Source organism: Pseudarthrobacter sp. MDT1-40-2, from assembly GCF_059383595.1.
The window spans coordinates 470,298-490,305 of record NZ_JBWZCL010000002.1 but is presented as its reverse complement, the minus strand read 5'-3'; the positions used below and the strand labels follow the sequence as shown (position 1 = coordinate 490,305).

23 protein-coding genes are annotated in these 20,008 nt (G+C 63.9%); 11 read left to right on the top strand and 12 right to left on the bottom strand.

Annotated elements, in window-relative coordinates; translation table 11 throughout:
- Both AC50X5_RS08515 and AC50X5_RS08510 read left to right on the top strand, forming a co-directional pair.
- Window positions 1-2,874: a molybdopterin-dependent oxidoreductase gene (locus tag AC50X5_RS08515; RefSeq protein WP_494975656.1), complete on the top strand. Its 2,874-nt coding sequence runs from the start codon at window positions 1-3 to the stop codon at window positions 2,872-2,874.
- Between the two features lie 54 nt (window positions 2,875-2,928).
- Window positions 2,929-3,726, top strand: a complete 798-nt coding sequence (locus tag AC50X5_RS08510; protein ID WP_494975655.1) for an SDR family oxidoreductase — start codon at window positions 2,929-2,931, stop codon at window positions 3,724-3,726.
- Window positions 3,727-4,247: 521 nt separating this feature from the next.
- Here the strand turns inward: AC50X5_RS08510 and AC50X5_RS08505 are convergent.
- The 5 genes from AC50X5_RS08505 to AC50X5_RS08485 form a co-directional block, all read right to left on the bottom strand.
- Window positions 4,248-4,508: a hypothetical protein gene (locus tag AC50X5_RS08505; RefSeq protein ID WP_494975654.1), complete on the bottom strand. Its 261-nt coding sequence runs from the start codon at window positions 4,506-4,508 to the stop codon at window positions 4,248-4,250.
- Between the two features lie 139 nt (window positions 4,509-4,647).
- Entirely contained in the window at window positions 4,648-5,154 is a 507-nt protein-coding gene (locus tag AC50X5_RS08500) for a metallophosphoesterase family protein (protein WP_494975653.1), read from the bottom strand.
- Window positions 5,155-5,202: 48 nt separating this feature from the next.
- Entirely contained in the window at window positions 5,203-5,586 is a 384-nt protein-coding gene (locus AC50X5_RS08495) for a hypothetical protein (protein WP_494975652.1), read from the bottom strand.
- Window positions 5,587-5,620: 34 nt separating this feature from the next.
- Window positions 5,621-6,919 carry a Y-family DNA polymerase gene (locus AC50X5_RS08490; RefSeq protein WP_494975651.1) on the bottom strand — a complete coding sequence of 433 codons (1,299 nt, stop codon included), beginning with the start codon at window positions 6,917-6,919 and terminating at the stop codon, window positions 5,621-5,623.
- A complete protein-coding gene (locus AC50X5_RS08485) occupies window positions 6,912-7,343 on the bottom strand; it encodes a LexA family protein (protein ID WP_494975650.1) in 432 nt (143 codons plus the stop codon). The genes AC50X5_RS08490 and AC50X5_RS08485 overlap by 8 nt, the downstream gene beginning before the upstream one ends.
- 195 nt (window positions 7,344-7,538) lie before the next feature.
- Here AC50X5_RS08485 and AC50X5_RS08480 point away from each other — a divergent pair, with 195 nt between their 5' ends.
- The gene (locus AC50X5_RS08480; RefSeq protein ID WP_494975649.1) at window positions 7,539-7,850 is read left to right on the top strand and encodes an HIT family protein; all 312 of its coding nucleotides are present in this window, start codon (window positions 7,539-7,541) and stop codon (window positions 7,848-7,850) included.
- A gap of 809 nt (window positions 7,851-8,659) precedes the next feature.
- Window positions 8,660-9,067: a GNAT family N-acetyltransferase gene (locus tag AC50X5_RS08475; RefSeq protein WP_494975648.1), complete on the top strand. Its 408-nt coding sequence runs from the start codon at window positions 8,660-8,662 to the stop codon at window positions 9,065-9,067.
- A gap of 38 nt (window positions 9,068-9,105) precedes the next feature.
- On the opposite strand, the gene AC50X5_RS08470 is transcribed toward AC50X5_RS08475, so the two are convergent.
- Complete coding sequence (locus AC50X5_RS08470) at window positions 9,106-9,480, bottom strand: MerR family transcriptional regulator (RefSeq protein ID WP_494975647.1); 375 nt, start codon at window positions 9,478-9,480, stop codon at window positions 9,106-9,108.
- Window positions 9,481-9,505: 25 nt separating this feature from the next.
- On the opposite strand from AC50X5_RS08470, the gene AC50X5_RS08465 reads away from it, so the two are divergent.
- A complete protein-coding gene (locus tag AC50X5_RS08465; RefSeq protein WP_494975646.1) occupies window positions 9,506-10,315 on the top strand; it encodes an aminotransferase class IV family protein in 810 nt (269 codons plus the stop codon).
- Window positions 10,316-10,327: 12 nt separating this feature from the next.
- Window positions 10,328-10,861, top strand: a complete 534-nt coding sequence (locus tag AC50X5_RS08460) for a GNAT family N-acetyltransferase (RefSeq protein WP_494975645.1) — start codon at window positions 10,328-10,330, stop codon at window positions 10,859-10,861.
- Here AC50X5_RS08460 and uraH read toward each other — a convergent pair.
- Window positions 10,846-11,187 carry a hydroxyisourate hydrolase gene (uraH, locus tag AC50X5_RS08455; RefSeq protein ID WP_494975644.1) on the bottom strand — a complete coding sequence of 114 codons (342 nt, stop codon included), beginning with the start codon at window positions 11,185-11,187 and terminating at the stop codon, window positions 10,846-10,848. The two genes, AC50X5_RS08460 and uraH, sit on opposite strands and share 16 nt — an antisense overlap.
- Window positions 11,184-11,681, bottom strand: a complete 498-nt coding sequence (gene uraD, locus AC50X5_RS08450; protein ID WP_494975643.1) for a 2-oxo-4-hydroxy-4-carboxy-5-ureidoimidazoline decarboxylase — start codon at window positions 11,679-11,681, stop codon at window positions 11,184-11,186. Before uraD ends, uraH begins: the two co-directional genes overlap by 4 nt.
- Window positions 11,682-11,817: 136 nt before the next feature.
- On the opposite strand from uraD, the gene AC50X5_RS08445 reads away from it, so the two are divergent.
- The 3 genes from AC50X5_RS08445 to AC50X5_RS08435 all read left to right on the top strand — a co-directional run bounded on the left by AC50X5_RS08445 (window position 11,818) and on the right by AC50X5_RS08435 (window position 13,787).
- Window positions 11,818-12,642, top strand: coding sequence for a Cof-type HAD-IIB family hydrolase (locus AC50X5_RS08445; RefSeq protein WP_494975642.1), 825 nt, complete (start codon window positions 11,818-11,820; stop codon window positions 12,640-12,642).
- An 83-nt stretch (window positions 12,643-12,725) separates the two neighbouring features.
- Window positions 12,726-12,971 (top strand): hypothetical protein, encoded by a 246-nt coding sequence (locus tag AC50X5_RS08440; RefSeq protein ID WP_493983544.1) that lies wholly within the window; start codon window positions 12,726-12,728, stop codon window positions 12,969-12,971.
- A 69-nt stretch (window positions 12,972-13,040) separates the two neighbouring features.
- On the top strand, window positions 13,041-13,787 hold the full coding sequence (locus tag AC50X5_RS08435; protein ID WP_494976073.1) for a glycerophosphodiester phosphodiesterase family protein: 747 nt from the start codon (window positions 13,041-13,043) through the stop codon (window positions 13,785-13,787).
- Window positions 13,788-13,792: 5 nt separating this feature from the next.
- On the opposite strand, the gene AC50X5_RS08430 is transcribed toward AC50X5_RS08435, so the two are convergent.
- Window positions 13,793-14,056, bottom strand: coding sequence for a hypothetical protein (locus tag AC50X5_RS08430; RefSeq protein ID WP_494975641.1), 264 nt, complete (start codon window positions 14,054-14,056; stop codon window positions 13,793-13,795).
- 213 nt (window positions 14,057-14,269) lie between these two features.
- Between AC50X5_RS08430 and AC50X5_RS08425 the strand changes: the two genes are divergently transcribed.
- Window positions 14,270-15,406, top strand: a complete 1,137-nt coding sequence (locus AC50X5_RS08425; protein ID WP_494975640.1) for a glycerate kinase — start codon at window positions 14,270-14,272, stop codon at window positions 15,404-15,406.
- A 44-nt stretch (window positions 15,407-15,450) separates the two neighbouring features.
- Here the strand turns inward: AC50X5_RS08425 and AC50X5_RS08420 are convergent, their stop codons facing one another.
- The gene (locus AC50X5_RS08420; RefSeq protein ID WP_494975639.1) at window positions 15,451-15,984 is read right to left on the bottom strand and encodes a DUF6328 family protein; all 534 of its coding nucleotides are present in this window, start codon (window positions 15,982-15,984) and stop codon (window positions 15,451-15,453) included.
- 188 nt (window positions 15,985-16,172) lie between these two features.
- Here AC50X5_RS08420 and AC50X5_RS08415 point away from each other — a divergent pair, with 188 nt between their 5' ends.
- Window positions 16,173-16,688 carry a hypothetical protein gene (locus tag AC50X5_RS08415; protein ID WP_494975638.1) on the top strand — a complete coding sequence of 172 codons (516 nt, stop codon included), beginning with the start codon at window positions 16,173-16,175 and terminating at the stop codon, window positions 16,686-16,688.
- Window positions 16,689-16,825: 137 nt separating this feature from the next.
- Here AC50X5_RS08415 and AC50X5_RS08410 read toward each other — a convergent pair whose 3' ends face one another.
- Window positions 16,826-18,319: a nucleobase:cation symporter-2 family protein gene (locus AC50X5_RS08410; protein ID WP_494975637.1), complete on the bottom strand. Its 1,494-nt coding sequence runs from the start codon at window positions 18,317-18,319 to the stop codon at window positions 16,826-16,828.
- A 289-nt stretch (window positions 18,320-18,608) separates the two neighbouring features.
- On the bottom strand, window positions 18,609-19,970 hold the full coding sequence (locus tag AC50X5_RS08405; protein WP_494975636.1) for an 8-oxoguanine deaminase: 1,362 nt from the start codon (window positions 19,968-19,970) through the stop codon (window positions 18,609-18,611).
- Window positions 19,971-20,008: the final 38 nt, after the last annotated feature.

The following is a 20,008-nucleotide window of genomic DNA, read 5'->3' as shown; positions in this document are numbered from 1 at the left end:
ATGGGCATCGAAATCAACGGAGCCAGCACTGATTCCCGGCCGCGCCCGGGCCAGTGCCTGCGGACCTTCCTGCGCGAAGAGGGCAACCTGGGCGTCAAGAAGGGCTGCGACGGCGGCGATTGCGGAGCCTGCACCGTCCACGTGGACGGCAAACCCGTCCACAGCTGTATTTATCCCGCGGTCCGTGCGGAGGGCCGATCCGTCACCACGATCGAGGGTCTTCCGGAGGCGCAGCCCGGGTCGCCGGACAATTCAGGCGCAGATAGCCTGCACCCGATGCAGCAGCAGTTTATGGAACGCCAGGGCTTCCAGTGCGGGTTCTGCACCGCCGGGATGATCATGACGGCGGCAACGTTCGACGACGGCCAACTCGCCAACCTGCCGCGGAACCTCAAAGGAAACCTTTGCCGCTGCACCGGCTACCGGGCTATCGAGGATGCAGTCTGCGGGCACGGCGGCCACGCCGCAAGCAAGGACAGTGCGGCGGACCAGGTTGGCCAAAGGGACCAGGCCAACCCAACGCGGCAGGGGACCTCAGCAGGCGCACCCATCCACGGCCAGGCCGGCGATGACGTTCCGGCACCGGCCAGCCGCGCCATCGTGACCGGCAAGGCCCGCTATACCCTGGACGTGCCGGCGGAGGAACTGCCGGGCCTTCTGCACCTGAAGCTGGTCCGCTCACCGCACGCGCACGCCAGGATCATCAGCATCGATACCCAGGCAGCCCTGGAAATCCCGGGCGTGGTGGCCGTGTTCACCCACGAGGACGCGCCGGACCAGCTTTTCTCCACCGCCCAGCATGAGCTGTTCACCGACGACCCGGACGACACCCGCGTGCTGGATTCCGTGGTCCGGTTCAGGGGGCAGCGGGTGGCCGCCGTGGTGGCGGAGTCGGTGCAGGCGGCCGAAGCGGGAGTCCGGGCCATCAAGGTCCAGTACCAAACGCTCGACGCCGTCTTCTCACCCCAGGAAGCAATCGCCCCCGGGGCTCCTGCCCTCCACGGTGACAAGGACCCGGCGGCCAGCCGGATCATCAACCCGGCCGGCAACGTGGTTGCGGAACTGCATTCGCACCTGGGCGACGTGGAGGCAGGATTCGCCAGTGCCGACGTCGTGCATGAACAGACGTACCAGACGCAGCGGGTGCAGCATACGGCGCTGGAAACGCACGCCGCGATTGCCCACCTGGACGAGGCCGGGCGGCTGCAAATCCGCACCTCCAGCCAGGTTCCCTTCCTGGTCCGCCGCACCATCTGCCGGGTATTCGGGCTGCCGGAAGACCAGGTGCGGGTAGTGGCCGGCCGGGTGGGCGGCGGTTTTGGCGGTAAGCAGGAAGTGCTCACGGAGGACATCGTGGCGCTCGCGGCCCTCAAACTGGGACGGCCCGTGCAGCTGGAGTTCACCCGGACCGAGCAGCTGGTGGCCTCGACGGTCCGGCATCCGTTCACCATCAAACTCAAGATGGGCGCCACCCGGGACGGCCTGCTCACGGCGATGCACGTGGATGTGCTGACCAACACCGGCGCCTACGGCAACCACGCCCCGGGGGTGATGTTCCATGGCTGCAGCGAATCGCTGGCCGTGTACAAGTGCGCCAACAAGAAGGCTGACGGCAAGGCGGTGTACACCAACACGATTCCGTCCGGAGCGTTCCGCGGCTACGGCCTGAGCCAGATGATCTTCGCGATCGAGTCCGGCATGGACGAGCTGGCGGCGGAAATCGGCATGGACCCGCTGGAATTCCGGCGCCGCAACATGGTCCGTGAGGGCGATGACATGCTCTCGACGCACGCGGAGCCGGAAGAGGATGTCCATTACGGCAGCTACGGGCTGGACCAGTGCATCCGCCTGGTGCAGGACGCGCTGGACCGCGGGGCGGAACGCTACCGCCAGGCCGGCCTGGACAACCTAAGCCCCGACTGGGCGATCGGAGTAGGAACGGCACTGTCGATGATCGACACTGTTCCGCCGCGCGGGCACTTTTCCCACTCGCACGTCAGGCTCCTGCCGGACGGAACGTACGTGGCCGACGTCGGAACGGCCGAATTCGGCAACGGCACCACCACAGTGCACGCCCAACTGGCCGCCTCGGCGCTCAGCACCACGGCGGACCGGGTGCAGGTGCGCCAGTCGGACACGGACCTGGTGGAGCACGACACCGGTGCGTTCGGCTCAGCCGGAACGGTGGTGGCCGGGAAGGCGACGCTCGGCGCTGCGGAGGAACTGGCCGTCCGGATCAAGGCTTTCGCTGCCGGTATCCGGCAGGTCCAGGCCTCCGGTTGCGTTCTGGAGCCGGACGCGGTGGTGTGTGAGGGAACGCGGGTACCGCTGGCGGAACTGGCGCAGGCGGCGGCGGACGCCGGCATCGAACTTGCTGCAGAGGGGCGCTGGGGCGGTACTCCGCGGTCCGTGGCGTTCAACGTGCATGGTTTCCGCGTGGCCGTGAACCGCGCCACCGGCGAGTTGCGCATCCTGCAGAGTGTGCAGGCGGCCGACGCGGGTGTGGTGGTGAACCCCCGGCAGTGCCGCGGGCAGATCGAAGGCGGCATCGCACAGGCGCTCGGTGCCGCGCTGTACGAGGAAGTGGTGGTGGACGGTTCCGGCAAGGTCACCACGGACATCCTGCGGCAGTACCACATTCCCACGTTCGCGGACGTACCACGCAGCGAGGTCTATTTTGCGGTCACATCCGACTCATTAGGCCCGATGGGGGCAAAATCGATGAGTGAGAGCCCGTTTAACCCGGTGGCTCCGGCGCTGGCCAACGCCATCCGGGACGCAACCGGGGTTCGGTTCAGCGAGTTGCCGATTTCGCGGGACCGTATTTACCTGGGGCTGAAGGCTGCTGGAGTGGTGGCCGTCGGGGCCAGGTGAGAACGATGCTGGGATCTGGCTGCCAGGGCCCCGCCTGAACTGGAGGAAAAATGCATGAGTGAAGCTGCCGGCGTCGTCACTGGATCAGAGACACCGCGGGTCGTCGCCGTGGTGACCGGCGCGGGTTCCGGGATCGGCAGGGCCGTGGCCCAGCTGATGCTGGCGGAAGGTTACCGTGTGGTGCTGGCCGGCCGCCGTGAAGAGGCGCTACTGGAGACGGCACGGATGGCGGGGCCCGTGGTGCACCCGGAGGCGCTGGTGGTGCCCAGCGATGTGACGCAACCCGACGACGTCGAGCGCCTGTTCGCCGCCGCCACCTCGCGCTGGGGGAGGGTGGACGTGCTCTTCAACAACGCAGGCGTGTTTGGGCCGGCAGGTTCCGTGGACGAGATCAGCCTGGCCGACTGGAACGCCGTGGTGGCAGTGAATTTGACCGGGTCCATGCTGTGCGCCGCCGCTGCCGTCCGGGCCATGAAGGCCCAGACGCCGCAGGGCGGCAGGATCATCAACAACGGCTCCATTTCCGCCCATTCGCCGCGGCCCCGCACCGTAGCCTACGCGGTGACGAAGCATGCGATGACAGGCCTGACCAAGAGCATCGAACTGGACGGCCGCGGCTTCGGGATCACGTGCGGCCAGATCGACATTGGCAACACCGCCACGGACATCATGGACACCATCGGCGTGGGCGAGGGGGCGTTGCAGGCGGACGGCAGCCGCAAGGTGGAGCCCACCTTTCCTGTTGCCGACGCCGCCAGGGCTGTGCTGCTGATGGCTGGAATGCCGGCCACCGCGAGCGTCGGCTCACTAGTGGTGACGGCCGCGGGCATGCCGTTTGTGGGGCGGGGCTAGGCTCTGACCGGCGCTTGAAGTTGCGCTGGCCGGTGACGCTGCCGAGTTAGCAGGAAGCTCAAAGTCACGGGGGCCGGTTGCCCACACAGAGTATGTGGCCACTGTCGATCCCGGCGGCCGCCAGGGCGTCCAACTGCCGGGTGAGGTCCTCCTCGTGGTTGATACGTGTGGATCCCAAAGTCCATCCGTGAACCCTACCGAAAGTTGTCACCGTGACGGTCGTTCGTGGCGGGAGTTTTGGGACGACATCTGTGACAGCCAGGTTAGGCGTGTTTATGCGGATCTGGATCGGCGGGGGGTGTCCCAAGAGGGGTGTCCCGCTTCTAAGGAACTGGGACACTTGTCTCTTCAGGAGCTGATTGCACCGAATGTTCCGAAGGCCCGGAAGACGAAGGGAGAGGGCGTACAAGTTCAAGCCCAGCGCACCGGGCTAGGTCGCCGAAGTCGCTGAAAAAGCAAAGTAGGTACCGGCAGTGCTGGGTTTTGCAGATGCCGGTACCTATTAAAGAGGACGATCCGTTTTACTGATTCATTTCGTGCTGCGTCATATTGAGCTTCCGACGCTGTGCGCTGCGGCCGACGAAAAATACTGTGCAAAGCGCGACGGACAAAACTGCAAGCGCGACGGCACGCCAGGCAAAATCTTGCGCGTTGGTTACGTCTCCTCTGCTCTCAATCTCCTGAGCAAGGATCGAAGTAAGGCCAGCGAGTAGCAGCGCCAAGGCTCCGCTGGCGATGGCACCAATAAGAGATAGTCTCAGCCAGTTTCGCTGTTTGCTCATTAGATATGACTCCTCATGATCACGTTTCAATGGAGATTTGCTGTTTCCCAGTTGCAATGGTGGAAAGCCACGCCGTTGGTCCAGACAGTTGTGCGATCCGGGCGGAACCGCAGCCCGGGAGCGTCCCACCAATTTGTGCTCAATCGCGGTGCACCGTCACGAGCGTGACCCTGCTCAGCGCTCCTCCATCCACCACCGCAGTCATGAAGGTGCATGCAGGCTGCCGCCGCCGGTCAGTCGGGGAACCGGGATTCAGTAACCGCAGCCCGCGTGGAGACGTGCTGTCCCAAGGTATATGGCTGTGTCCGAAAACCAGCACGTCGGCATCGGGGTAGAGCGCTTCGCACCGCGCTTCCCGCCCCTTGGCTGCTCCTGTCTCGTGCACCATGGCAAACCGGACGCCCTCCAACGTGGCGACCGCCGTCGCCGGCAGCCGGCCGCGGAGGCCAAGACCGTCATTATTGCCGTGAACACCCACCAGGCTGCGGCTGCGCTGCAGGAACGCGTCCAGCAGTTCCTCCGTTACCCAGTCGCCCGCGTGGAACACCACATCGGCACTTTCGACGGCGTTCCACACCTGCGGGGGTAACTCCCTGGCGCGCTTGGGCACATGCGTGTCGGCAACCAGCACAAGGTTTAGCGGCATACGCACATCCTGCCACGCAAACACCAGGAAGCCGGGGGGTTCACTTGCTTAAGGCAGGTCGGAGATTGATTCCAGAAGCCAATGCTCAGACCGGGGATCGCGGCGCAGTTCGAAGATCCTCAACGGTGAAGACGCGGACCCGGCATGAACCTGCACCCGCCAGTGCTCCACGCTGACCAGGTCACCGCAACCGAAGGGTGCACGGCGGCACTCGGACGACGAGGCGCGCCCGCCGAACCAGTGCACAGGCTCACCGGCGACAGGCCACACCCGGCCGTCGTACCGGACGGCGAGGGGAGTGCCGTTACCGGTGAACCGGACATGCACCGGGACATCCGGGTTTGTTGGTTCCGGTGATGCTGCGCAGGGTTGATCGGCATGGCGCCGCACCGGGTTCGGGCGTTGTGTGGGGGCTTCGGGGGTGGGAGTCATGTCCAGGGTTCTTTCGTTGGTGCTGCAGTATTTCTCAGGCGGCTTTGACGAGGGGGAGTTCGTCCCAGTGGGTGGTGTATCTGGGGGAGAGCATGTCCCGTTTCATGGTCCAGTCCGGGCCACCCCGGATCCCGCCCTGGCCCAAACCTATGGAGCCGCGGCCGTAACGTTTGGTGACGTCTTCCAGGAGGGCCCCGACGCGGCGTTCCTCGTGCGGGTTCTCGAACAGAGATAGCGGGGATTGGTTCCCGGAAGGGCGCAGGTCTGTGACGATGATCCCGGCCCGTGCGTACCGGACGCCGTCGTTGATGAGCGGCAGCAGCGCGTGGGCTGCCTTGGTCAGGATGACGGGATCAGCGGTAGGCATGGGCAGCGGGATGCATACCGAGGGAAATGAGGTGTCCCGCGGGTTGAAGTGGGAGGTGCCGGCGAACGCGGTAAGGACTTTGGCTTGCTGTCCGTGCTTGCCGAGCCTCGCTGAGGCCTGTTGGCCGTAGACGCTTAGTACTTGCCGCATATCCGCTGCTGAGGTGATGGGTTTGGCAAAGGAGCGGGAGAAAATCAGTTGTTCCCGGCCCACGCGCTCTTCCTCCATCGGAATACAGGGCGTTCCCTGCAGCTCGAGCACGGTGCGCATCATGACGATGGAGAACCGGTCCCGGATCATCACTGGATCCGCCCGGGACAGGTCCAGGATCGAGTGGATGCCCAAAGCATTAAGCCGTTTTGTCAGCCTGGTGGCAACGCCCCAAATTTCGATGACGGACAGGGAGGCCATTAGCTTCTCCCGTTGCCCGGCCGGCACCGACTCCCAATGACACACTCCATTGAACGCCGGGTTGTTCTTCGCCCACTTGTTGGAAAGCTTCGCCAGTGTTTTCGTTGGGGCGATTCCGACGCAAACCGGGACACCAACGTTCCGCCGTACTGTCGCTTTCATAGTCCGGCCCAGGGCCAGCAGTTCATCGGGGCTGCCTTTGACGCCGAGGAAGGCCTCGTCGATGCTGTAGACCTCCAGCCAGGCCGAGTACCGGCCCAGCAGCTCCATGACCCGGGCGCTGATGTCTCCGTAAAGTTCGTAGTTGCTCGATTTCGCGATCAGGCCCCATTCCTTTGCCCTGGGAGCGAGCTTGAACCAGGGCTCACCCATCGGGATGCCCAGGGCTTTCGCTTCCGGGGAGCGGGTGACCGCGCACCCGTCATTGTTGGAAAGCACGATGACCGGCCTGCCCTCCAACGAAGGGTCGAAGGCCCGTTCAGCCGAGGCGTAGAAACAGTTCACATCCACGTGCGCGATCTGCGGCATGTGCCGCATCAGCGCCGGCTTAGACATGGTGCAGGCACCTGGTGGCCACGCCCCAGATGACCAGGTCAGACAGGGCCGGGACCCGGATATCCGGGTACGCCGGGTTTTCGGCCTGCAGGACAATGCCGGCAGCTGTCATCCGTAGCCGTTTGACCGTCAGCTCGCCGTCCAGGACGGCGATGACCACGCAGCCGTCCTTGGGTTCAAGTGCGCGGTTGACGATCAATTCGTCGCCGTCGCTGATGCCGGCGCCCTCCATTGAATCCCCGGACACCCTCACCACGTAGGTGCTGGTGATGTCCTGAATGAGGTGCTGGTTCAGGTCGATCCGGCCGTCAAAGTAGTCCTGGGCCGGCGAAGGGTAGCCCGCGGCGACCAGCACCGGTGAGATCAACACCGACAGCAAAGAAGTACCCGCATCTATCACACGGGGACCGACAACAACGCCCACAACACACCCTTATTCGAATATATGTTCGATTAGATCAGTGTACTCCCTGCCTCTGACGGTAGTCATTCTGCTGGATGGCACGTCCAGAGAAAGGTGCCGCGGGTTGTACCCGGTGGGGAACAGCTGTGAGCTGTGCGGAGGGCTCCACCTGCCCGGCAGTGAGCACGCCCTTAGCGGTGGATTCTGGAGCCTCTGGTGTCATACCCCCATGTGTACAGGACTGGGACGCGTGCCCGCGGAGAGCAATTCTCAGCCGCTATGAGAGGCGCCTGGCACGTTGCCAACCTGCTCAGACGACGGTTAAATCCCGAAGGCCTGACTCTGTTTCAGAGCAACGGCGCCGCAGCGTGGCAGGACGTATCCCATTTTCATGTACACCTAATCCCCCGATATCAGGGAGACGGCCTAGTTCGCCCCTGGGGCGATGGGCCGGGCCCGTTCGAGTCGGGTGGATACGCCGACAATTTGCATGCTCTAACCGCTGATCTGAAAGGAGCGAGCGGCTAGTGCTTTGCCGACCATCTCCTCGCCCAGGAACGGCCCGTAGACTTCGGCGACATCGAAGAACGTGATGCCCGGTCGTAGGCTGCACGGATGATTCGGATTGCCTCCTGATAGTCCGTCGGTGGGCCATACATCCGGCGAAGTTCTGGCAGCCCAGTCCCAGGGCGGAGCCTTCGAGGGAGCCGAGCATGCGCGTACCCGAAGTGTGCCTGGACTCCGCCGTATGACAGGAACGGTAGGCAGGATCCTTTCCTGGTACTCGCTCGTTCACCATTGGAGTTCAGTCGCGGGCTAAGACCAGGCGGTACGCTGCTCATCGGCTTCTTCGAGGGCCCCGTGTCGAAAGGTTCCCTCACTCGGTGGCCCCGGCATGCCAGTGGCCGCTGAGCGACCTCAGTAACGAACTAACCTCGGTCGGTTTTTGACGTGGTCGATACCGACGTCAGGAAGACCAAAGGCCAGCGGCCCCCAAGCGACAATCAGCGCTCGACGTTCCTAGCCGACAGTCACGAGAACTCCGGTCGACGTGTCCACCATTATTGGGGTCAGTTTTATCACGTGGACTTTATTCGGCAGCATGGAAGGGTTGTCGCTGGCGGGTTGGTCCCGCAGCCCCGTTACCGTAAGGAGCTTTTCCCATGCCGCATATGGTTCGCCAAGCAACTGCAAGTGACCTGGGGGTTGCGGCACGGGTACTTGCGGTTGCCTTCGAAACATACCCCTGGACGCGATGGTCGGTCCCTGCAGACAATTATGGTGAGCGGCTTGAACAGCTGCAGTATCTCTATCTTGGGCATGCGCTTACGCATGGAGTGGTATTAATCGATCAGCAACTTCTGGCCGTCGCTGCGTTCCTTCCACCTGGTGCCCCCGAACCTGCAGGCGATGTGCAGAACGAGGTGATGGAGCTTCTGGGCTCCCGCGCAACAGCGATGGCTGACCTCACATTGCCCCAGCCCGTAGCGCCGGCGTGGAACCTGGCCACCGTGGGAGTAGACCCCACCCATCAGGGCAAAGGGCTAGGGAAGGCAGTAATTTCGGCAGGCCTTTCCCTTATAGATCGAGAGGCAGGCACCGTTGTGCTTGAAACCTCGGAAAAGCGCAACGTGCGCCTCTACGCGCGCTTGGGCTTTGTTGTCACTGCTACGACTGTGATCCCGGACGGGCCGACGGTCTATTCAATGAGCCGGGCCCCGGAAGGCTGCAGCGTCCCTGGGTAGGCGGTGGCCAGGCTGAGCGCATCATTCAGCGGTCCAGTTCAATCCGGAGCGCCTGAGGCGTCAATGAGTCCCTGGAGCGACTTTCGAGTGCTGGCGAGCGAGGCGATTCGAGCGTCATAGTCGTTGAGGTGCTCCACAAGGACGGGGACAGCGCAGGGGTCCAGGCGGCCAGGCTCATGGATGCAGTCCATCAGGTCACGGATGACCCGGATGGGCAGCCCCACACCAAGCAGTTCACGGATGTGCAGGACCTGTTCGACGGCGCTGGTTTCGAACAGCCTCTGCCCGGTCGAGGACCGTTGTGCCGGAAGAATGCCTTGATTTTCGTAGTAGCGCAGCAGCCTGGCGCTGACCCCGGTGCGGGCTGAGAGCTCTCCCACCCGGAGCAAACCGTCGGCGCTTGCCTTTGCCACTAGTGTCAACTCCTACGTTGTATGCATGATCTCCAAAACGTACTTCAACGGTAAGCCTGCCACCATTGACGACCTTGCCCCACTGGCGTTCGCGGGGTATGCGCACTTCACCGCCATGCAGGTGCGCAATCGGGCAGTCCCGGGACTTGATCTCCACTTCGACCGCCTGCGCACCGCCAGCGAAGAGCTCTTCGGACGGCACCTGCCGGACGAGCACATCCGCGAACTCCTTTCATCCGCCGTCAGGTCCACGCCGCCCGACGTCTCAGTGACCGTCTTTGTCAGTTCACGGCCTGGCGAGTTCATGCGAAGTCATGGGAAGGCGGAGCTCGACGTGCTCATAAAAGTCACGGATCCCGTCACGCCGTCCACGGCCCCGCTATCCCTTGATGTCGTGTCTCATTCACGGCACCTTCCGCACGTCAAGCATGTAGGGGAAGTAGCGAAGACCCAGTTTCTTCGCCAGGCCAATCAGCGCGGCTTCGACGACGCCATGTTCGCAGATGCCTCTGGCTACCTCAGTGAGGCAACGATATGGAACCTCGCGTTTTGGGACGGGCGGTCAGTGATCTGGCCTCAAGCCGATGTGCTGCCCGGGATCACCATGCAGATCCTGAAGCGCCAATTGTCCGCCCGCACCGTTGAGCAAGTCACCCGCCCGATCCGCACTGCGGACCTGAGCGAAGGACTTGCTGCCGCAGTGATGAATTCGTGGAGTCCGGGCATCCCTATTGAACGCGTGGCTGACCATAAGCTTGCCGAGGCCCGTGAGCTGACTGACCTCCTGCACGAAGCTTATGCATCGGAGCCGCCCGTCAGTCTTGAGGAGCCGTGATGGAATGGGCCAATGATACGACTTGCTGAGAGCAATGATTTGGAGCACCTCCGGGACATCGAGGTCGCTGCGGGGGAGCTGTTCCGTGCCCTCGGGATGGATCCGGTAGCTGACGACGATCCGCCCGCCTTGAGCGTGCTTCGGTCCTATGCCAGTGCAGGACACGCTTGGGTTGCTGAAGGCAGTGCTGGCCACCCCGTCGGCTATCTCCTCGCCGACGTCATGGAGGGCGACGTGCACATCGAGCAGGTGACGGTACTCCCCTCATCTGCCAGGCAGGGGATTGGCCGGGGCCTCATCGAGCATTGTGAGCAGTGGGCAAGGAATTCCGGCGCCCGGCGGCTGACGTTGACCACTTTCAGGTTCGTCCCCTGGAATGCCCCGTACTACGCGCGGCTCGGTTTCAGTGAGATTCCGGAAACGGATTGGACGGACCAAATCCGGCGCGTCGTTGAGGCCGAGATTGCCCACGGCCTGCACATTTGGCCACGGCTGGTCATGGCCAAGGAGCTGCCGCCGGCGTCCGTTCCTCAGCTGCCGCGGTAGCTGGAGAACGAGAACGGGCTGAGCAGCAGCGGTACGTGGTAATGCGCTTCCTCGGTCCGCACGGCGAACGTCAGCACCACTTCCGGAAAGAAGGTTTCTGTTCCGAGCGCCTCAAAGTACGACGCCGTCTGGAACTCCAGGCGGTACGTGCCGGTTTCGAGCGCTTCCGGGCCGAGGTCTTTAACCCGGCCATCGGCATCGGTCACCGATGTGCCGATGGTCTCCCAGCCCGCTGAATTCCTGGCCAGCAGGGCCACGGGGACTCCTGTTGCGGGCTTCCCGGTGGTGGTATCCAGGATGTGGGTGGTGATGAATGAAACGCTCATTCGCTGATAACTCCTTCCAACCGGAGCAGGGCAATTTGCCGTAGCTGCTCCTGGATAATGGGTTCTTCCTCGGCGGGCGTGTGCCCCAGCCGTTCCTGCAGGGCCTCCAGGATTTCAGGCTTGCTGCGTCCGGCCGCGCGGATCAGGAAAACCTGCCCGAACTTCTTTTCGTACTCAGCATTGCCGGCAGCGAGGGCGGCCATGGTTTCGGCGCTCGCCTCACCCAGGCTCTGCTGTTCCTTCTGGGAGAACTTGGCTTCGGCGCTGCTGCCGGCTACTTTTTCACCGATGCGGGGGTGGTGGGCCAGTGCTGATTCGACCTCGTCAAGCGTGAAGGGCAGGGCGGCATCCGCGGCGGCCGAGCGGAGATCGGCCACAGTGCCAAACGGCCGGGCGTCCACCACCTCGTCTATCCAACGCTGGATATCGAGGCAGGGACGCAGGACGGATTCCGCGGCGGCGCGGTCGGCCTGGTTGAATTCGGCGAGCAACATCGGGCACCCTTCTTCGGGACATCTCCAGCAGAGTATTTCATATAGCGGAATTAAAATTCCGAATACCGTAATGTTACTGGACTCGGTATGTCCTGCGTCAACTGCGCCACGATGCGGTCCATCGTAGACTGGCGGGATGCGGTTGGTAGCGAGTGACATGGACGGAACGATTCTGGGGCACGACGGCAGAATCAGCAGCCGAACCATTCGTGCCTTCCATGCTTGCCGGAGGGCGGGGATCCAGCTGGTGTTCGTCACCGGGCGGCCGCCGCGTTGGCTCAAGCCGCTCGAGGAGCAAATGGGGCATACCGGTACGGTCATCTGCTCCAATGGGGCAGTGGTCTGGGACTTCGATGCGGAGCGCGTCATCTCGGCGGAGCTGATGGCCCTGGACGACGTCATGGAGATACGCCGCGTCATCAAAACGCTTCACCCGTCAGCCCTGTTCGCAGCCGAAACCTTGACCGGCTTCCACCTGGAGCCCGGCTTCATCGAAAACGACTCCAGTGAGCTGCTGGCCCAGTTCACCCCGGCACCCCTGGCCCAAACGCTTACTGCTGATGACGGCGTCGTGAAGTTCCTGGCGGTAGTCCGGGAGGGCAGCGCGGATGAATTTCTCGCAAAGGTGGCTCCCGCCGTCGGGCATCTGGCTGCAGTGACGCATTCGGCGCCAAACGTGGCCATGCTTGAGATCTGTGTGTCCGGCGTCAATAAGGCCGTTGCCCTGGCAAAGTATGCGGAGTCCCTGGGCATCGACGCCGCCGACGTGGTGGCGTTCGGAGACATGCCCAACGATATCGAGATGCTCCGCTGGGCCGGCCACGGTTATGCCATGGCCAGCGGGCACCCGGAAGCCATCCGGGCGGCAGGGCAGCTGGCGCCCGCTTTTGACGACGACGGTGTGGCCCAGGTGCTTGAAGCCAGGCTCGCGGCGCTGGGCATCTCCACCGTTCGTAACTGACACCTGGGTATCACCTCGCGTTCACCTAAGGGAACTACGCTGAGCCTCAGTTCAAGCGCGACGACGAAGATTCCGGGGAAATCATGGGACGTAAAACAAGCCGAAAACTGCTGGACGCACCAGAACACCTGGCCCAGCCGGCCTCGCACTGGAAGAACCTCCGGCCGGGCGACCGCGTCAAGGTCCTCCTCGCTCCCGGGTTTGAAACCGGTGGCCTGGTGGAAGACATGACGCAGGATCACAGCACCGTCTGGGTCCATCTGGATGAGGGCCGCGGCCGCACCTTGCTGCACTGCAGCGACGGCGTGGACATTCTGCCGCACGGCTGAGCTGCGCGGAGTACGCTTCAGAATGTGACTGATCCGCTGCCGTTCTTCCACCCGCCGGGAACCATTGCCATGGCGCATCGGGGGTTTTCGCAGGAGGGACTGGAGAATTCGCTGGGCGCGTTCCGTGCCGCCGTCGAACTCGGGTATCAGTACCTCGAAACGGATGTCCACACCACGTCCGACGGCGTGGTGCTGCTTTTCCACGACAGTACCCTTGACCGTGTCACCGGTATGTCCGGAAAGATCGCGGAATTATCCAGCGCTGAGGTGGGAGAGGCCAGGATTGCCGGCCGTGAGCCGGTGCCCACACTCGTCCAGTTGGCGGCGGAGTTTCCTGACGTGTTGCTGAATCTGGACGTCAAGGACTGGAATTCAGTCGGGCCGCTGGCGCAGGCCATTGAGGAACTGGGCCTGCATGACCGCGTCCTGGTGGCCAGTTTTTCGGACCGCCGACGCCGGGCCGTCCTGCGGCGGCTCAGCCGTCCGGTAGCTTCCTCCGCCGGAGTGGTGACGAATGCCGTGTTTGTGCTGCTGGGGCCGCTGCTTCCGGCGGGCCTGAGGCGCCCGCTCATGTCACGGTTGCTGCGGAATGTCCATGCGCTGCAGGTGCCCGTGCGGCAGTGGTTTGTGCCGGTGGTTACCGCCGGTATGGTCCGCCGCGCGCACGAAGCCGGCCAGCAGGTCCACGTCTGGACCGTCAACGATCCTGCGGAGATGCGCCGGCTCCTGGACCTAGGCGTGGACGGGCTGGTCACGGACCGGGCCGACCTGCTCAGGGATGTGCTGCGGGAGCGCGGTGAGTGGGCTCGAGCCTAGGCGGACTACCCGCCGTCGTTATGCAGTGATCCCGGGGCCGAAGTGTCCGGTGCGCCTTCCTGCTGCCGCTCCTTGTCCATGGCGTTGGAGCCTTCGCTGAGCGAGGAGTGAACCTCGACGTCGTCGTTGGGGTCCGCCGGTTCCGGGACGTTTCCTTCCTTGCCGGCATTGTTCCCGCTCTTTGCTGCCTCCTCCGTCGGGGTGGAGGTTCCGGCCAGGTCCTCCATCGCGTTTTCGGCGGCCTTGCCGATGCTGTCTCCGATTCCCATTTGCGTACTCCTTCTCCGTAAGAGCCACTATCCTGGCACCGGGGTGGCCATCACCAGGATAATCAGTAGGCTTACGATTATTCCATAGCGGTAGGGAATTTGCCGCGATGATCTCCGCACCGAATCGACTCCCTGCCGAGCAAGGTGACGAAATATTGGGGCACCATTCGCCGGGGCAAACGCTTTCCCCGAGGCAGCTGGCAGGATGGACCCATGCGCATTCTTATTGCCCCGGATAAGTTCAAGGGCTCGCTTACCGCTGCCGAAGCTGCCAGTGCCATCGCCGAGGGTGCCCTGCGGGTGTACCCGGATGCCGTTGCCACCCAGTTCCCGATTGCCGACGGCGGCGAAGGAACATTGGAGGCGGCCGTCGCGGCGGGCTACGAAGAGCGGCTGAACGCAGTGGTCGGCCCGGTTCTGGCGCCTGTCGGAGCAGCCTGGGCACTCCGGAAGAACGACTCCGGTGCTGCCCGGGCCGGCGCCACTGCCGTTATCGAAACCGCGCAGGCCTCCGGGCTGGCGCACGTTGAACCCACCCGCGAAAACGCGCTCCGGGCCCACAGCTACGGCTGCGGCCAGCTCATTGCGGCCGCGCTGGATGCCGGTGCCACGGAAATCGTGCTGGGCCTGGGTGGTTCGGCAATGACCGACGGCGGCAGCGGTGCTCTCCGCGCGCTCGGCCTGAAACCGCTGGACGCGGCCGGCAATGTGGTGCCCCTGGGTGGCGGGTTCCTTGCCGACGTCGTGAGCCTCGACGTCTCCGGACTGGATCCGCGCCTTGCCGCCGTGACCTTCCGGATTGCGGTGGATGTCCGGAACCCGCTGTATGGACCGGATGGCGCGGCGCATGTCTTCGGACCGCAGAAGGGAGCCGACCAGGACGCCGTCGAACAGCTCGACGCAGGCCTGCGCAACTGGGCATCGGTCCTGCGTGAAGCGACCGGCCGTGACGTCAACGTCCCAGGAGCCGGCGCGGCAGGCGGATTCCCGGCGTCGTTCCTGGCCTTCACCAATGCCCGGCTGGAAGGCGGCTTTGCACTGGTGGCCGGCCTCACGGGGCTGGCGGAGCAGCTGGAGCAGGCCGATCTGGTGATCACCGGCGAAGGGTCCATGGATTCGCAGTCGCTGACCGGAAAGGCGCCCATTGCGCTGGCGCACGCTGCGCGCGAGCACGGCATCCCGGTGATCGTGGTGGCGGGCCGCATCCTGGTGACCTTGGAGGAGCTGGCGGGCCACGGGATCGAGGCCGCCGCGCAACTGCTGGACATCGCGGCAAGCCCGGATGACGCCGTCGCAAATGCTGCCGGTTATCTCACCCGGGCGACCACGCAGGTCCTCGAAGGAGCCTGACACGCCGTCCCACGGAGCGTCTCAGGCCGTGTTCCTTGACCCACTTACTCATCGTCAGTCCCTCCCCGGTGTGTCGGTGAACCATCGATGGTGGTCACGGCGCCCCTGCTGAGCCTGCTGGGCACATATACCATCATGACCAGCAGCACGGCCAGCAGGGTTCCTCCGGCGATGAGTCCGGCCGTCCGCCCGGCAACAACGTCAAAGACCAGCGCTGCCGTCCCCGTGCTCAGCAGGCCGACGCCGGCAAGGGCTACCTTGGTGAGGATGTTCGCGCTGGTCACCAGCTTTTCCTTGAGCCGCTTGCGGAACAACCGTCGGTGGATGCTGACCGGGACCAGGATGCATGCCGTGGTCAGGGAGGCGATCACTACGTTGGTGAGGTAAAGCCGAATCTGGAAGTCGTCCAGGGTGGTGAACCGTTCCTGGAAGGGGAGGGTCAGCAACAGGCCGGCGAGGATCTGGACACCTGTCTGGAGTACGCGCAGTTCCTGGAGGAGTTCGCCCCAGTTACGGTCCATCCGTTCTTCGCGCGTCTCGTTCCGGCCACTCTCCGCGTTTGCCTGCAGGTTCGACATCACCGCTCCTTCGCAGCCCGTTGTGACATTTCAGCCCGTCTTCGGTGCTCCAAACCTAGGCCGAAGCTGCAGCGCTTTCAATGATTTGGTAAGTTTACTGACTAAATTGATGGAAAGCATGGACGCGTGCCGGGGGCTGCGTTAGCGTCAAGGGAATGGCGAATCATGTGAACGCTACAGGAGGAATTATGAGCGAGAACCAGCAGCAGGAACCCGAAGAAGAAGTCGGCGGCTACGGCACTCCCACCGCAGAGCAGGAGGCGGGCGGCCAGCAATTTGCCCAGCCACGCGAAGAAGAAGACTTTGACGCCGCAGGCTTGAACCAGGACACATCCGACGGCGAGCGGTACCCCACTGCCGCGCCGACGCTGAGCCATTTTGATCCGGAGGAACAGGACAGCTCGGGTGAACCGGGAGCCGGCCGCTTTGGCGGGACCGATGACCAAAGCCACGCGGAACTGGACGCGGAAGAGCCCGGCTTTGAGCCGGCGCAGCAGGAATCTGCGGCGGACCAGGCAACAGGCCGGCAGGGATTTGGCGATGCAGGGGTGGAAGCCGGGGAACCCGAGGACAGCGGGGAAGACGTTGAGGACGAGGACGTCATCCTGCCCTCTTCCGATGCCGAAATGGACGAGGGCAACACCGAGGAACGCCCGCCAGGAGCTCCCTTTACATCGGAGCCCACGGAGGAATCGGCCGAGTAGCATCCGCCTCTGTGCGCCGTAGGGAACAGCATGCGGCCAGGGCGACTGGCAGAAAAAGGTCCGACGGCGGCACTTGCCACAGTGCCGCCGTCGGGCCTTTTAGTTCCTGTTCAGTTCGTGAATATTCCGGGGGGCAGTCAGTGCTCCGGTTTGGTGGATTCGACCGGGACTTCCTTGCCGTCGCGGTCGATCAGCTTGCCGTTTTCGTAGCGGTCGCCGTCGGCAAGGCATTCAAGGTCTTCTTCCCGGAGAACGCGCTCGGTGCCAGCCACGAAGACCGACTGGTTCTCTGAGTTGCCGGCCTTCAGGTGGTTGAAGAGCAGGTTCAGCAGGATGGCCATCACGGCGGCTGAGCTGATGCCGGAGTGGAAGATGGTGCCGAACCAGGACGGGAACTGGTCGTAGAAGCTCGGGGCGGCGATGGGGATCATGCCAAAGCCGATGGACGCCGCCACGATGATCAGGTTCATGTTGTTCTTGTACTCCACCTTGGAGAGCGTGCGGATACCGCTGGCCGCAACCGTCCCAAAGAGTATGACGCCGGCGCCGCCCAGGACGGGAGTGGGCACCGCCGCGACCACCCGGCCAAGAACGGGCAGCAAACCCAGGATCACCAGGATCAGGCCGCCGGCGCTGACCACGAAGCGGCTCTTGACGCCCGTGATGGCCACCAGGCCCACGTTCTGGGCGAAGGCGCTCTGGGTGAAGGAGTTGAACAGCGGGGAGATGGCACTGGAAAGCATGTCTGCCCGGAGCCCGTCGCCAATGCGTTTGGAATCCACTTTGGTGTCCACGATCTCGCCCACGGCAATGATGTCCGCCGAAGTTTCGGTGAGGGTTACCAGGATGACGATGAGCATGGAAATAATCGACGCGATCTCGAACACCGGGGCGCCGAAGGCGAACGGGGTGGGGAACGCGACGATGTCGCCCTGGCCAACTTTGGAGAAATCAGCCATGCCGAAAGCGAAGGCGATGAGGGTGCCCAGGACCATCGCCAGGAGAATCGACAAGCGCGAGATCGCGGCGCTGCCCACCTTGCTCAGCAGCAGGACGATCACCATGGTGGCGGCGGCCAGCCCGATGTTCGCCGTGCTGCCGTAATTGGGAGCAGTGCTGTTGCCACCCATGGCCCAGTTGGCCGCTACAGGCATCAGGGTCAGGCCGATCGTGGTGATGACCACTCCGGTGACTACCGGTGGAAAGAACCGGATGATTCTGGAGAAGAGCGGCGTGATCAACAGCCCGATCAACGACGCCGCAATGACGGATCCAAAGACGGCCTGGATGCCGCCGCCGCCATGGACGATGGCCACCATGGTGGAGACGCCGGCGAAGGAGACTCCCTGTACCAGGGGCAGCTTGGATCCAAAGAACGGAATGCCGATGGTCTGCAGGATCGTTGCCAGGCCGCCGACGAAAAGGCACGCGGCAATCAGCAGACCAATGTCCTGCGAAGACATGCCGGCCGCCGCGCCCACAATAAGGGGTGGTGCAATGATCCCGCCGTACATGGTGAGGACGTGCTGGAAACCATAGGCGAACGTGCTTCCGAGGGGGAGCCGTTGATCCTCCGGGCGGGTCGACTGCTGGTCTTTGCCGGCCGCGGCCGCTTTCTTCATGATGTTCATGGCAGACTTTCTTGGTTCAGGGCAGACGTCATTGTCCGGCCGACGGGGTCTGGCTAACAGTGTTTGTTACTGGGTGTGGCTGTAAAAAGAGCCGGCACCCATTGGCGCCAGCTCAGTGAACCTGTCTGCTGATCCAGGTGCCGTGACGTACGCCACGATTTAGCTACCAACGTAGCTCACGGTGACAGTGAAGCCCATCACTATGTGAAGAATCCGATTGTGACCGGAGCCGCGTATCAGTTGATCCGGATTGCCATCTGCGGGCAGGTCCACGTAAGGCTCCACAGGCCTAGCCGTTCACCAGCCGGTGCGCAGAGGCGGAGTGCCTGGCGATGAGTTCGGGAATGTCCAGTCCGGGGATCTGGCCATCCAGCACCCGCCACTGACCTGCCACCATCACCCGGTCCGCCCGGTCGGCGCCACAGAGCAGAAGCGCGGCGAGAGGATCGTGGCTGCCTGAGAAGCGCAGGTCATCGAGCCGGAACAGCGCCAGGTCTGCCTGCATCCCGGGTGCGAGCTGTCCCAGGTCCGGGCGCCCAAGAGCCGCTGCCGATCCCCGCGTGGCCCAGCCCAGGGCGCGTTCCACCGGGACCTCTGCGCCGTAGCGCAAGCGCTGCAGGTACAGTGCCTGCCGTGCCTCCAGGATCATGTTGGAAGCATCGTTCGACGCCGATCCGTCCACTCCGAGCCCAACCGGCACTCCCGCGTCCTCCAGTTCCAGGACGCGCGCCGTCCCCGAGGCCAACCGCATGTTGGAGGTGGGGCAATGCGCGACGCCGGTGCCCGCCGCTCCCAGTCGGCGGATCTCTGCATCCGTGAAGTGGATGCCGTGGCCCAGCCAGGTGCGATCGGTCAGCCAGCCCACACTGTCCAGATAATCCACCGTGCGAAGCCCGAACATCTTCCGGCAGAACTCCTCCTCGTCCAGGGTTTCGGCGAGGTGGGTGTGGAGGCGCACATCCAGCCGTTCGGCCAGGAGGGCGCTCTCGGTCATAATTTCTTTCGTAACGGAGAAGGGCGAGCACGGCGCCAAAGCGATGTGGATCATCGCCCCCGGTCCCCGTTCGTGGTACCGGCCCACCAGACGTTCACTGTCCTCGAGAACCACTTCCGGAGCCTGCACTGTCGACTGCGGCGGCAGGCCGCCGTCGTCCGCTCCCAGGGTCATCGAACCCCGGGTGAGGGTGGCCCGCATACCCAGCCGGCGGACTACCTCAACTTCCACATCGATGGCGTTTTCGAGGCCATCCGGAAACAGATAGTGGTGGTCCGCGGCGGTGGTGCAGCCGGAGCGGAGAAGTTCAGCCAGCGCCACCGTGCTCGCCAGCTCAAGGTCCCGGGGCGTGAGCCTGGCCCACACCGGGTAGAGGTTCTGCAGCCAAGGGAACAGCGCGGCGTTGGCGACCGGGCCCCACGCCCGCGTGAGGGTTTGGTAAAAGTGGTGATGGGTGTTGATCAGCCCCGGGAGCAGGACGTGGTTGCCGGCGTCGAACGTCGCGTCGCAAGGGGCCGAAGGCTGTTGCCCGGCAGCCAGGACTTCGGCGATTGTTCCATCACACACCACCAGCCCGCCGGAAGCGTCCAGCTGATTGGCGGTGAAGGCGGCCTGCGGGTTCCTGATCCAAAGACGGGAGGCGGAATTCTGGTGCATGGGGTTCCTTGCTCTGAGGTTGGCGGTGTTCTTGCCAG